The following is a 12,811-nucleotide window of genomic DNA, read 5'->3' on the forward strand; positions in this document are numbered from 1 at the left end:
AACTTCGCTACAACCACAAGACTGCTCAGAGTCTATCTTGCTGGGACCTGCCGTCAAGGGAGACCCAAGTACAGTCCATGCCTGATGTCACCACCACGCCAGTCACCGAGAGTATAGATGTCGCCGCGCGTCTCTTCGTGGCCACTTCGGTAGCTTCTCGTGCGAGGCTGCTCGCGACGGCTGCCGCCGATCTTATCGGAGACGCCGCCGCGGCTATCTACCTCTTCAGCTCAGAAGCTGACACCGCCGACTGGCGAATGGCCGCAAGCACGATCGATATCTCCCTCACGCGGGAGCTCGACTGGTCCACCGTCGCGCCACTCGCCGCTCTGCTCGAAGACCCCGAGAACGCCTTTATCCTCGCCGAACCCGACCTCACCCGCGAACACTATCAACACCTCGACATCACCCGCCCGGTCACCTCGACCGCCTATCTGCCGATGATCTTCGGCGAGACGCTTATGGGGGCCATCGAAATCATCTCTTTCTCAAAAAAGATGACCCTCGAAGACCTCGAAACGCTTCAGCCACTCGCAGAGATTGGCGCGCCGGCGTTGCGCGAAGCCTCCCTGGTCGAAGGGCAACAGGCCGACCTGCTCGACTCTGTACACCGCATGACGCAGCTGTACGACCTCGAAAAGTCGCTCAACGCCACGCTCGATCTCGATCCGCTGATGCCCCTCATACCGCGCAAGGTCATCGCCATGCTTCACTGCCAGGCCGTCCACCTCTGGCTCTTCAACGGCGACGACCTCACCCTGATGGCAAGCGCCGGCGAAGACCCCACAGTCGAACTCGGAATGACGCAGTCCGCGAGCGAAGGCTACGTGGGCCAGATGGCCGAAGAAGGCGTCGCCATGCTCATCGCCGACCCGAACGATGAGCGTCTGCTCGTCCGGAACGCCGGCAGCGAAACTCCCGTGTGGACAGCGATGCTTGTCCCCTTGATGCAGGAAGAGGCCGAGGTCGGAGTCCTCGAGGCGATCAACCGCAACGACGGCGAACCCTTCGACGAAGACGACGAGTTCTTCTTCGGCTCCGTCGCCGAGACCGTCAGCAGCGCTCTGAAGAACGCCAACCTCATGCACGCCGAGCGCAAGCTCGAGATCCTCGAAGCCCTGGTCCATGTCAGCTCCGAGATCACCTCGACCCTCCGCCTCGAACGCCTTCTCCAGATCATCGTCAACAGCCCACAGAATGTCCTCCCCTTCGAACGCTGCTCCATCGCTCTCGACAACCGCGGAAAGCTGCAGTTGAAGTCCATCTCCGGCATGACCAGCATCCCGATGGGTGACGTTCAGGTCGAAGGCCTGCTTGAGCTCGTGCGCTGGCTCTCGACGCAACCCGAGGCTCTTCACCTGAAGCAGCAAGATGAAGAGTCTTCCGCCGATCTCCCCGAGCCGGTAGCGAAGCACTTCGAAGCCACTGGCTACCGCGCCCTCTACGCTCTTCCGCTCAACGATGATCAGGGCCGCGTCGGCGTTCTGGTCTACGAAGGACTCGATCCCGAGTTCCTCGATCTCCCGCACACGGAGATGATCAAAATCCTTGCGGGTCAGGCGACGGTCGCCATCCGCAACGCCCTGCTCTATCGCGAAGTGCCGCTCATCAGCCTGCTCGAACCACTGATGCAGCGGAAGCAAGCACTCCTTCGCACGACCAAGGGCCGCCGCATCGGCTTCATCGCGGGCGGCGCACTCGCCGTGCTTTTCCTCGTCTTCTGTCCGCTTCCCATGCGCCTCACCGGCGAGGCCACAGTCGCTCCGCAACGCCTTGTCTCCATCGCCACGCCGATCGAAGGAAACATCACCGAAGTCTTCGCCCGCGAAGGCCAACGAGTGGAGGCCGGACAAGTCCTGGGCGCGATGAACGACTTCCAGTGGCGCACTGACCTCGCCTCCGCCGAGGGCCGCTACCGCACCGCCTTGCTCAACATGCAGTCCGATCTCGCGCGCGGAGCAGCTCAGGCCGGTGCAGACCGCGCCCAAACCGAATACCTCCGCGCCGAAGCCGATCGCGCCCGCGCCAAGATCGATAACGCCCAGCTTCGCTCTCCCATCTCCGGCATCGTCGTCACGCCGTCCCTGCAGGACGCCGCAGGCGAGCACCTCGACGCCGGCGCAACCTTCGCTCAGGTCCTCGACCTCTCGTCAGCCGTCGTCAACGTAGCCATCCCGCAGGCCGACGCCGCACTCCTGCGCCCCGGCCAAACCGTCGCGATCAAGCTCGACAGCTACCCGCAGCGATCCTGGCACGGCAGCGTCTCCATCGTCAGCCCTCAGGCCACCGCAGGCGACGGCGAACGCACCTTCACAGCGCGCGTCTCCCTCGCCAACGAAGACGCAACCCTGCGTGCCGGCATGACCGGCCGCGCGAAGATCTCCATCGGCTATCGGCCTGCGGGATATGTCCTGCTTCGCCGCCCCGCCTTGTGGATTTGGCAGACACTTTGGAACTGGTTCGGCTGGTGACACTCGTGAAGACTTCATCGATACCTCTTCGACTCTACCTCGCAGCCATCGTCATGGTCACGGCCACCACGGGCTGCGACTCCCATGACTCCGTCGCATCATCCCCTCCCGCGCTGAAAGCACCGGCGCCTCAGGCCATTCACGCAACCGAACTCGCGAAGGCTCCGTACAGAACCACCGGCCCCCTCGTCGCCGAACAGCAATCCGACGTAGCCGCCCAGCGCGATGGACGCATCGCAAGCATCTCCGTAGCCCTCGGAGACCGCGTTAGACGCGGCCAGGAACTCGCCGCCCTCGACGACCGCGCCCTGCGCTCCTCCGTGGAATCGCAGACCGCTAAACTCGAATCCCTCCGCGCGCAAGTACGCGAATGGGAGTCCGAAGAGAAGATGGACTCTGCTGACCTCCGCCGTGCCGACCAGATGCGCGCTGCCAAGATCCTCAGCGAAGAAGGCTGGGAGCACGTGAAGTACAAGCTCGACGAGGTCACCTCCGAGGTCGCCCGTTATCGCGCCGATGAAGCCGCAGCAGCCGCCGAACTGAAGACGGCGAAATTGCAACTCGAACAGTGCCATGTTCTCGCGCCCTTCGCTGGCGTCGTCGGCCGCCAGTCGCTGCGTCTTGCGCAAGAGGTGAAGCAGGGTGACGTCCTCTTCTGGATCACCGCCGAAGCTCCCCTGCGCATCCTCTTCACTGTGCCCGAATCAGAGATGGCATCCTACCCAACCGGCGCACCTCTCAACCTCACCAGCCCCGGCTACCCCACTCTCCATCAGCCCGCGCGAGTCCTCCGCGTAAGCCCGGTCGTCGATCCCGCCAGCGACAGCGTGCAGGTCGTCGGCGCTCTCATCCATCCTTCCCCGCTCCTGAAACCCGGCATGTCGATGCAGATCAATCCGGAAGGCCACCCCGCGCAATGAACCTCAGCGAGGCACTCGACGCGGCACTTCCGGAGATCCCTCGGGCTCGCCTGACCCGCGTCCGTCCTCCACGCCTCGACCCCGACCTGATCGTCAAGGAAGACCTCCTCGATGGCGAAGAAGTCGTCGGTGTCTTCCAGCGAAGCAAGGGCCACTACTTCCAGTTTCCGCCCATCCAATGGCAGCTCTTCCAGCTCTTCGATGGCCTTCGCAGCTATGAAGAGATTGCCGCGCTCTTCGAAGAACAGACCGGCGCCCAGCTCTCCACGGAGGACGTACGACAGCTCGCCCAGAACATGGATCAATCGGAGTTCTGGTATCAGAGCCCACAGGAGCGGAACATCGCCCTGAACGAAAAGCTGACCGCGCAGCGCACCCGGCGAGCAAAACGCAAATCGACCCTCAACATCGTGCACATCAGCTTCAGCGCATGGGACCCCAATCGCTATCTCACGCTCCTTGACAACAAGATAGGCGGCTTCGTTTACAGTCGCTGGTGCTTCTACTCCGTCATCGCTCTGTTCCTCTTCGAGGCCGTCGTCTTCACGGCAAAGTGGAGCGTCATCGGCCCCGACATTCCTCTCTTCTACAACTTCACCAAGAAGAGCTTCCTCGATCTCGTGCAGTTTTGGGTTCTCTTCCTCATCCTCGGTTTCTTCCACGAGTCCGCCCACGGCCTTACCTGCAAACACTATGGCGGCGAGGTACACAAGATGGGCCTCATGCTGATCTATCTCTCTCCTGCCTTCTATGTCGATGTGACCGAAAGCTGGATCTCCGCCAACCGGATTCAGCGCCTCGCGACCATCATCGCCGGCATCTGGGTCGAGATGATCTTCTGCGGCTTCGCCATGATCGTCTGGACCAACACGCAGCCGGGCCAGTGGTTGCACGACTTCAGCTACGAGATCATTCTGATCACTGGCATCGCGGTCATCGTCGTCAACCTTAATCCCCTGATCAAGCTCGATGGCTACTACTTCCTCACCGAACTGATCGGGATTGCAGACCTCAAAGAGCGGTCCACCGCCCTGCTCTCAGGCTGGGTGCAGAGCAGGCTCCTCGGACTTCCAGTAGACCTGCCCGTCGTCGCACGTAAGCGTGTTCCCTTCTTCATGATCTATGCCTTCGCCTCAGGCCTCTACAGCTACCTGCTCCTCTTCGCCGTCATCCGCTTCACCTACAACATCGGCTTCAACTGGTTCGCGGAGTTCGCGGTCATCCCCGCCGGGGCCCTCGCGTTCGCCGTCTTTCGCTCCCGCATCAAATCGTTCTGGGGAGTGATGACCCGCCTCTGGAAGCAGCACTCTGGCACAGCATCGCAGAGACCGATCATGTCCCTGGCAGTGGCGATTCTGTTGCTCTGCATCCTCTTCGCCCCCATCCTCCGCGACCACGAAGATGCCTACTTCGTCATTGAGCCATCGCGAAGCGCGAAGCTTCATGCCTCCGCTGCAGGGGTCGTGCAGACCATAGCCGTACACGAGGGAGAGCAGGTCCACGCCGGAGAGGCGCTGCTGACCCTGCGAAGCAACAGCACGGAATCTTTACGCTCAGCGGCAGAGGCACAAGCCAGCGCGGCGCGATTCGATGCCTACAACGCGCAGGTGTCCCGACATGCCTCGATGCCGTCCGCCGCTCGCGAGACCGCGTTCCGTTCCGAGAAGATCGCCGAAGAGGCGCAGTCGTCGCTGACCGTTCACACTCCCATCGATGGCATCGTGACAACCGAAGATCCAGAAGCGCTGGCTGGCCGCAACATCGGCTCCGGCGAAGAGTTGCTGGCGATTGCGGATGGCAACGGCAGGATTGCGCGACTCTTCGTGCCTTCCGCGGCACTGGATCGGATCGTGCCGAATGCGGAGGTCTCACTCGACCTGCCGGGGCAATTCCGCAGGCTCCGCCTTCAACTGCCGGCTTTGGAAGGCGACGCGTTGACCCTGCCGCCCGGTCTCATCGCCTCTCAGAACTATAAAGGCATCAAGCTCCCGACCTTCTACGTCGCCCGCCTGCCAGTCCCCGAAACCTATGGCAGCCTTCCTTTGGGTCTCTCAGGGAAGGCACTGGTCCTGGGTCAGCGGCGAAGCCTCGTAGCCCGAGCATGGACGGTCGGCATGAACCTGCTACGCGCCCATATCTGGTAGCCGATTCCCCACAAAAAACAACGGCGGTTGCCGAAGCAACCGCCGCTCTCTCTCCCAGAGAGACTCCGAAGACTGCGGAGTAAGAAGCTATTGAACTCGCTTGGCGAGATTCGTCGACTTCGCAAGATTGGTCGACTTCGCCAGGTTGGTAGACTTCGCCAAGTTAGTCGATTTGGCCAGGTTCGTCGACTTGGCGAGATTGGTCGACTTCGCCAGGTTCGTTGACTTCGCAAGGTGCGTCGACTTGGCCAGCGTCGACTTCGACGCCTGGATCGCACGAGCCGCGTTGAGTTGCTTGGCGGCAGTCAAAGTCGTGGCATCAGGGGTCACCGTGCTGATGCTGCGGGTGGAAGGCTTGGCGGCTACGCTGGACTTGCTAACGATGGACTTCTTGAGGATTGCCATTTGAGAGAACCTCTAAACTTGATTTGAGTTACCGTTTCGCTTTTGTACAAAGCACTCGGCGTGCCAAACTCGCGAGCGTCCGGAAGCATCCCTACATCTCCTTACAAGTCAAGGACTTGCAGGAAACGCGAGAAGAAGGCTCTTTGCCTCGAAAATCCCGTCATGGGTGAAAAATTATTTACCCCTAGGTGAATAATTCAACCATTTGTTGTTTTCAGCCTACAGAGAATACTTGCGGCAAAGATACTTGATCCTTTGTCCATCAAGCCCCAGCAGCCGAGCCGCGCCAGCCTTACTGCCGCCCGCCCGATTCAACGCAGCAGACAGCAGCGCCATCTCCAGCCGGACGATCTCCTCGTCGAAGTCCGTCCCGCCCTCAGGCAGCAGAATCTGCTCCTGCACCGCAACGCTGTGAGCAAGCAGGCCCGGCGGCAGGTTCTCCGCTTTGATCTCCTGCCCACGCACCGTCAACACAAGCCGCTGAATCAGATTCTCCAACTCCCGCACATTGCCCGGCCAGGTATGCTCTTCAAGAACCTGCAACGCCTCGGCCGCCAGATGCTTCAACGGCAGGCCATTCGCTCCGCAGTGGATCTGCAGGAAGTGGTCGCAGAGCAGCGCAATATCGCCGTCGCGCTCCCGAAGCGGAGGAAGCTGGATCGGCACAACGTGAATCCGGTAGTAGAGGTCCTCGCGAAACTTTCCCGTCCTCGCCATCTCTTCAAGCGGCTCGTTGGTCGCGCAGATCAAACGGAAATCAATCTTCTTCTGCGTCCGTCCACCAAGCCGCTGCACCTGATGGTCTTCCAGCACGCGCAGCAGCTTCGTCTGTAGCGGGAGCGTCAGCGTCGCAATCTCGTCGAGAAAGAGCGTGCCTTTATCGGCCAGCTCGATCTGCCCCGGTCGAGACTCCGTAGCTCCCGTGTATGCGCCCTTCTCGCTCCCGAACAGCTCCGACTCAATCAGGTTCTCAGGCAGCGCCGCGCAGTTCAGCCGAATATACGGCTTCGTAGCCCTGCTGCTCAATGCAACCAGCGCTCGCGCCACCAGTTCCTTCCCCGTTCCGCTCTCTCCACGAACCAGGACATTGATATTGCTATCGGCCACCTGCTGGATCGAGTCGTAGACAAGCCGCATCGCGTCGCTCGCACCGATGAAGTCCTGAAACCGGCTGCTCTCGATCGCCTGAGCCTGATGTTCCCTGCGGGTCAACTCTTCCGCACTCTCGCGTACAGCCTCGATCACCGTCAGGCGGAGTTCAGCAAGATCAACCGGGCTGCGGAAGTGCGCGTTCGCCCCAGACTCGTGCGCAAGCTTCTCAACGGCTCGCGTCCTCGATCGACTGATCGAGATCAGCACAATCCCCTCATCCGAACGGCGCAGCTCATTCAGCACAGCGAGCCCGCCATGCGGCTCCTCCCCGTCCGTATCGATATCGAGGATCAATGCCGAAGCGCCCATCTCCCGCGTCCATCGAGCCACATCGCGATACGTCGCGCGACTCTCAACCTCGAACCACGGCGACAACTCAGGAATAAGCTCGGCACGGAAGTTTTCATCCGCCGCAACCACGCACACCGTGGGAAGGATCGGTTCGGCAAGCCGTGGCGAGACGCGCGATAAAGAGACAATCCGTTGGGCCATGACAGTTAAGGGCGCCAAACCGCCACCACTTCACGAGATCGTACACGACATGCAACTACGATCCGAAGATTCCATCCACTCGTCGCCTACAAACAGCAAATCGCCATGGATCAGTTCGAAAATCGAGCCGGCCCATGGCGATCTAAGTAAGTCGACTATCTTCCGAACGCGACTTCATTCCAGTTCAGCTCACGCCGGAACTGTGTCAGCTTCGTATCCGCGTCGATCGTCACCAGCTCGATCCCCGCTATCTCGACGAAGTCTTGTATATGCTCCGTCGTCAGCGACTGGCTGAAGCCAGTGTGGTGCGCTCCTCCGGCATAGATCCACGCAGCAGCGGCAACCTTCAGATTCGGCTTTGGCAGCCACACCGAACGCGCCACCGGCAGCTTCGGCAGAGCCTGCTCCGGCTGAATCACGTCAATCTCATTCACGATCATGCGGAAGCGGTTCCCTATATCAACCAGCGAAGCCACGATCGCAGGCCCGCTTGGCGAGGTGAAGACCAGCCGTACAGGGTCGGCCTTGCCGCCGATACCCAGCGGATGAACCTCAAGCGAAGGCTTGTCCGCCGCGATCGATGGGCAGATCTCCAGCATGTGTGACCCCAGCACCTTCGGTGTCCCGCTGAAGTCATACGTGTAGTCCTCCATAAAAGAGGTCCCACCCGGCATGCCCTCTGCCATCACCTTCATGATTCTTACCAGCGCCGCCGTCTTCCAGTCCCCTTCACCGGCGAACCCGTAGCCATCGGCCATCAACCGCTGCGAAGCAATTCCCGGCAGTTGGTCCAATCCCCAAAGATCCTGGAAGGTATCGGTAAACGCCCCAAAGCCACCTTCCACAAGGAACGCCCGCAGGCCAAGCTCAATCTTGGCGGCAACCTTCAACGACTCCGGACGATCATGCACCGCCGCAATCGAATAAGCCTCGCGATACTCCTCCACCAGCTTCGCAACTTCGGCATCCGAAAACTGGTTCATCCTTGCTACGAGGTCGCCAACGCCGTATCCATCCACGCTGAATCCCAACTTCGCCTGTGCCTCGACCTTGTCGCCGTCGGTCACCGCGACATCGCGCATGTTGTCGCCGAATCGCACCACCTTCAGGTTCTGCGACTCATGCCAGCCAATCGCAGCCCGCGACCACGCGGCGATGCCGGCAATCGTCTCGGGATCCTGCCAATGCCCGACCACAACCTTCCGTGCCAGCCGCATCCGCGCCGTAATGAAGCCGAACTCGCGGTCGCCGTGCGCAGCCTGGTTCAGGTTCATAAAGTCCATATCGATCGTCGACCACGGCAGCGCCTCGTTGTACTGCGTGTGCAGATGCAGGAACGGCTTGGTCAGCAGGCTCAGCCCTGCGATCCACATCTTCGCCGGAGAGAACGTGTGCATCCAGAAGATCAGCCCGATGCACTGCGGCGCGTTGCTGGCCTCGCGGCAGAGCACACGAATCTCGTCCGGAGTCGTCGCCACCGATTTGAAAACCACTTTTACAGGGATCGAGGTCTGCGCGTCGATCGACTCGACGATCTCCACCGAATGGGAGCGGACCTGGGAAATCGCCTCGGCTCCATAGAGGTGCTGGCTGCCGGTTACAAACCAGATCTCAAGGTTCTTCGAAACTTTCATACTTGCCCCCTATTGCTCAAGTCTTCAAGAAAATGGATCGCGCCAAACCTCGGATCGCTCGTTGCGAGCCAGGCAATAAGTGGCAAACGTTTACTCCAGAGAAAATACATGGGCCATCCGGCACTCGTCAATCAAATCTCACCTCGACCCATGGTTGTTCTTAAAATCCACCCTCGACCGCCCGTTCGATAAGTTTTAGGTCGCGCGCGTCCTCTTGCTCTCCACAGCCGATGCCTCTGTGGAGTAGACTCTTCCAGATCAAGGTAAACGTTTCCGCATCGCCCCGAGCCATCGGTCCGCCTTCTTCAACTTCAGGAGATCTCTGCAATGCAAACAGGCTTCGCAAGCTCATCCCGCAGACGCCGCGGCCTTCTCGGCGCCTCTGCTCTCGTGGTCGCCGCCCTCTTTCTCAACAGCCCCCTCTCGCACGCTCAAGCCAAGGCTCCGACAGCCGATCCGGCACAACTGAAGATCGACACTGCAAAGATTGTCAGCCCCGTCAGCCCGATGCTCTACGGCATGATGACTGAGGAGATCAACCACGCCTTCGACGGCGGCCTCTACGCCGAGCTCCTGCAGAACCGCACCTTCCGGCGCAGTTGGATGGGCATCGACCACTGGGACCTGGTCCGCAACGGAAACGCCGCCGCCGAGATGACCTTCGACGAGCACTCCGGCCCCAGCAAAGCTCTGCCCCACAGCATGAAGATCCAGGTCACCTCCGCGTCCGAAGGCGCCGAAGCGGGCGTCAGCACCGCCGGCTACTGGGGGATCCCGGTCAAGCCTCACACCACCTATAAGGGATCGTTCTTTGCGAAGGCTGACAGTGACGGCCCGATCACCGCAAAGCTGGTCAATGACAAGTCCGGCGCATCCGTTGGGGAGGCGAAGGTTGATCTGAAGTCCGGCGACTGGGTGCGCTACGAGTTCACCATCACGACCGGCCAGCTTACCGCCTCGACCGCGAACCACTTCGTTCTCACCGTTGCTCATCCCGGAACCATCTGGCTCCAGGCAGCGTCCCTGATGCCTCCGACCTATCACAACACGCCCAACGGCAATCGCATCGACCTGATGGAGAAGATGGCCGACCTTCACCCGAAGTTCCTCCGCCTCCCCGGCGGCAACTACCTCGAAGGCGACCGCCTTGAAGATTGGTACAACTGGAAAGAGACCATCGGCCCGATCGTCGACCGCCCCGGCCATCAGGCCCCGTGGACCTACTACTCCAGCGACGGGCTAGGTTTGCTTGAGTTCCTCGAGTGGTGCGAAGACCTTAAGATCGAGCCGGTCCTCGCCGTCTACGCGGGATACGCTCTCGGCGGAAAGCACATCGAAGCGGGCAAGAACATGGAGCCCTTCGTTCAGGCGGCGCTCGACGAGATCGAATACGTCACCGGCGACACCTCGACCAAGTGGGGTGCCGAGCGCGCCAAAGACGGCCATCCCGCGCCCTTTCCGCTCCACTACATCGAGATCGGCAACGAAGATTGGCTGGACAAATCCGGCAGCTATGACTCCCGCTATCCGCAGTTCGCCCATGCCATTCGCAAGGCGTATCCGCAGTACAAGCTGATCGCCACCACACCGGTGAAGACGGACCATCCCGAGGAACAGCCCGACGTCATCGACGATCACTACTACAAGCCGCCCGCAGAGATGATGGACTTCGTCCACCACTACGACAATGCGCCGAGAAACGGCCCAAAGATCTTCGTCGGCGAATGGGCCTCCATGTCCGGCTCGCCTACGCCGAACTTCGGATCAGCCCTGGGAGACGCCGCATGGATGACCTCCATGGAACGTAACAGCGACCTCATCATCCTCTCCGCTTACGCTCCGCTGCTGGTCAACGTAAACCCTGGCGGCATGCAATGGTCGCCCGACCTCATCGGCTACGACGGCCTGGAAAGCTATGGTTCGCCAAGCTACTACGCCCAATCCCTCTTTGCCGGCCATCTCGGCGACGGAACGCCTGAGTCTTCGATCTCCGGTGCCCAGGAGCGTTTCTTCTACTCCGCAACCGTCGGTTCGAGCGATCACATTCTGCATCTGAAGCTCGTCAATGCCTCAACGGTTGACCAGCCGTTGACGCTGGACATCGCAGGCATCAAGGCCTCTGGTGAAGCCACAGTCATCTCCTTGCACGCCGCCTCATTCGAGGCGACGAACTCTATGTCCGACCCGAAGCAGATCGTACCGCACACAGCTACCCGGCAGGTGGGGTCCGCCCCATGGAAACACACCGTGCCGGCCCTAACGATCCAGATCGTGGATATTCCTCTCCACTCATAGCAACCCGAAAGCTCCAGGCGGGAGCCACCGAATCCGCCTGGAGCTTTCGGCACAACCGGATTCTCCACGCCATCTTTAACCGCCAATAACTGCTCTTGTTCCCGAAGATTCGAACTATCGGCAACTGCTGCAATAATCGAACCTTCAGGATCGTTCAGTTTCAGGATCGGAGACCATGAGGGCATCGTCCAGGACCGCAAACAAAACCGCAAAACCGAAAGGTGCAACGCCAAAGGTAGACATTCGGGATGTTGCGGCTCTCGCACGCGTCTCCATCGCAACCGTCTCGCGGACGATCAACTACATCCCAACGGTAGATCCGGCTCTCGCAGCGCGCGTATGGAAGGCGGTCGAGGAGCTTAACTACTTCCCCAACACCCAGGCGCGAGCCCTCGTCTCCGGCAAGAGCAAGCTGCTCGGCTTGATCGTCTCCGAGATCACCAATCCCTTCTTTCCCGAGCTCATCCATGAGTTCGAGCAGGTCGCGATCGCACGCGGGTACGAGATCCTCATCGGCAGCACCAACTACGAACCGAAGACCATGGAACGCTGCGCACGGCGCATGTTGGAGCGAAAGGTGGACGGCGTCGCCATCATGACCTTCGGCGTCGAAGAGTTCGTCCTCGATCGCTTCACCGCCGAAAACATTCCCATCACCTTCATTGAAGCCGGGGCACATCGTCCCAACAGCGACACCCTCGCCGTCGACTATCGCGCCGGCATCCACGAGGCCGTACAGCACCTCGCAGTTCTGGGCCATCGTAGGATTGGCTTCATCAGCGGCCCGCTCAGCCTCCACTCTGCCGCGCTGCGCAAGCAGGCCTTCCTGGACTCGCTCAAGAGCGTCGGAATCGCAGTGAATCCAGACTGGTTGATTGAGGGCAACCATACGCTCGACGGCGGTCGCGATGCGATGAAGAAGATTCTCGCAAACCCTGACAGGCCGACCGCCATCATGTGCTCGAACGACCTTACCGCCATAGGAGTTCAGCACGCTCTCTTCGAAGCAAACCTGAAGGTGCCCGATGACTTTTCGATCATCGGATTCGACGATGTCCACCTCGCCGAGTACACCATCCCGCCGCTCACCACGGTCCGCATGTCCTGCCGGGAACTGGCGGAGGGGGCAGTAAAAAGCCTCCTATCGCACATACAGCCCGTGGATGGGCGGACGGGCTCTGCCGACAAATCGGTCATCCAGACCCGGCTCATCGTGAGACAGACCACCGGACTCCCAAAGGGAGCCCTCAGCGACCTGGGTGGAGGAAACCACCCAGGTCGCTGATCGGATCACGCTC

General features: G+C 60.6%; 8 protein-coding genes. 5 read left to right on the top strand and 3 right to left on the bottom strand.

Features of this window, described 5'->3' with window-relative positions; genetic code table 11:
* Nucleotides 1-77: 77 nt before the first annotated feature.
* The 3 genes from OHL18_RS21520 to OHL18_RS21530 are packed head-to-tail and all read left to right on the top strand — an operon-like array spanning nucleotide 78 to nucleotide 5,535.
* Complete coding sequence (locus OHL18_RS21520; protein WP_263376943.1) at nucleotides 78-2,471, top strand: efflux RND transporter periplasmic adaptor subunit; 2,394 nt, start codon at nucleotides 78-80, stop codon at nucleotides 2,469-2,471.
* Between the two features lie 5 nt (nucleotides 2,472-2,476).
* On the top strand, nucleotides 2,477-3,391 hold the full coding sequence (locus OHL18_RS21525; protein WP_263376944.1) for an efflux RND transporter periplasmic adaptor subunit: 915 nt from the start codon (nucleotides 2,477-2,479) through the stop codon (nucleotides 3,389-3,391).
* The gene (locus OHL18_RS21530; RefSeq protein ID WP_263376945.1) at nucleotides 3,388-5,535 is read left to right on the top strand and encodes an HlyD family efflux transporter periplasmic adaptor subunit; all 2,148 of its coding nucleotides are present in this window, start codon (nucleotides 3,388-3,390) and stop codon (nucleotides 5,533-5,535) included. The genes OHL18_RS21525 and OHL18_RS21530 overlap by 4 nt, the downstream gene beginning before the upstream one ends.
* Nucleotides 5,536-5,622: 87 nt before the next feature.
* On the opposite strand, the gene OHL18_RS21535 is transcribed toward OHL18_RS21530, so the two are convergent.
* The 3 genes from OHL18_RS21535 to araA all read right to left on the bottom strand — a co-directional run bounded on the left by OHL18_RS21535 (nucleotide 5,623) and on the right by araA (nucleotide 9,218).
* Entirely contained in the window at nucleotides 5,623-5,940 is a 318-nt protein-coding gene (locus OHL18_RS21535; RefSeq protein WP_263376946.1) for a hypothetical protein, read from the bottom strand.
* A 219-nt stretch (nucleotides 5,941-6,159) separates the two neighbouring features.
* Nucleotides 6,160-7,584 carry a sigma-54 interaction domain-containing protein gene (locus OHL18_RS21540; RefSeq protein ID WP_263376947.1) on the bottom strand — a complete coding sequence of 475 codons (1,425 nt, stop codon included), beginning with the start codon at nucleotides 7,582-7,584 and terminating at the stop codon, nucleotides 6,160-6,162.
* Nucleotides 7,585-7,739: 155 nt separating this feature from the next.
* A complete protein-coding gene (gene araA / locus OHL18_RS21545) occupies nucleotides 7,740-9,218 on the bottom strand; it encodes an L-arabinose isomerase (protein WP_263376948.1) in 1,479 nt (492 codons plus the stop codon).
* A gap of 327 nt (nucleotides 9,219-9,545) precedes the next feature.
* Here araA and OHL18_RS21550 point away from each other — a divergent pair, with 327 nt between their 5' ends.
* Together OHL18_RS21550 and OHL18_RS21555 are read left to right on the top strand one after the other, a co-directional pair.
* Entirely contained in the window at nucleotides 9,546-11,513 is a 1,968-nt protein-coding gene (locus OHL18_RS21550) for an alpha-L-arabinofuranosidase C-terminal domain-containing protein (RefSeq protein ID WP_263376949.1), read from the top strand.
* A 175-nt stretch (nucleotides 11,514-11,688) separates the two neighbouring features.
* Nucleotides 11,689-12,798, top strand: a complete 1,110-nt coding sequence (locus tag OHL18_RS21555; RefSeq protein ID WP_263376950.1) for a LacI family DNA-binding transcriptional regulator — start codon at nucleotides 11,689-11,691, stop codon at nucleotides 12,796-12,798.
* The last annotated feature ends 13 nt before the right edge of the window (nucleotides 12,799-12,811 follow it).

This window comes from Granulicella aggregans (assembly GCF_025685565.1).
In the GTDB taxonomy this organism is placed as follows: Bacteria; Acidobacteriota; Terriglobia; order Terriglobales; family Acidobacteriaceae; genus Edaphobacter; species Edaphobacter aggregans_B.

Coding starts and splice junctions, on each gene's coding strand:
- OHL18_RS21520 (WP_263376943.1), top strand. CDS start 78: ATGCCTGATGTCACCACCACGCCAGTCACCGAGAGTATAGATGTCGCC.
- OHL18_RS21530 (WP_263376945.1), top strand. CDS start 3,388: ATGAACCTCAGCGAGGCACTCGACGCGGCACTTCCGGAGATCCCTCGG.
- OHL18_RS21535 (WP_263376946.1), bottom strand. CDS start 5,940: ATGGCAATCCTCAAGAAGTCCATCGTTAGCAAGTCCAGCGTAGCCGCC.
- OHL18_RS21540 (WP_263376947.1), bottom strand. CDS start 7,584: ATGGCCCAACGGATTGTCTCTTTATCGCGCGTCTCGCCACGGCTTGCC.
- araA (WP_263376948.1), bottom strand. CDS start 9,218: ATGAAAGTTTCGAAGAACCTTGAGATCTGGTTTGTAACCGGCAGCCAG.
- OHL18_RS21550 (WP_263376949.1), top strand. CDS start 9,546: ATGCAAACAGGCTTCGCAAGCTCATCCCGCAGACGCCGCGGCCTTCTC.
- OHL18_RS21555 (WP_263376950.1), top strand. CDS start 11,689: ATGAGGGCATCGTCCAGGACCGCAAACAAAACCGCAAAACCGAAAGGT.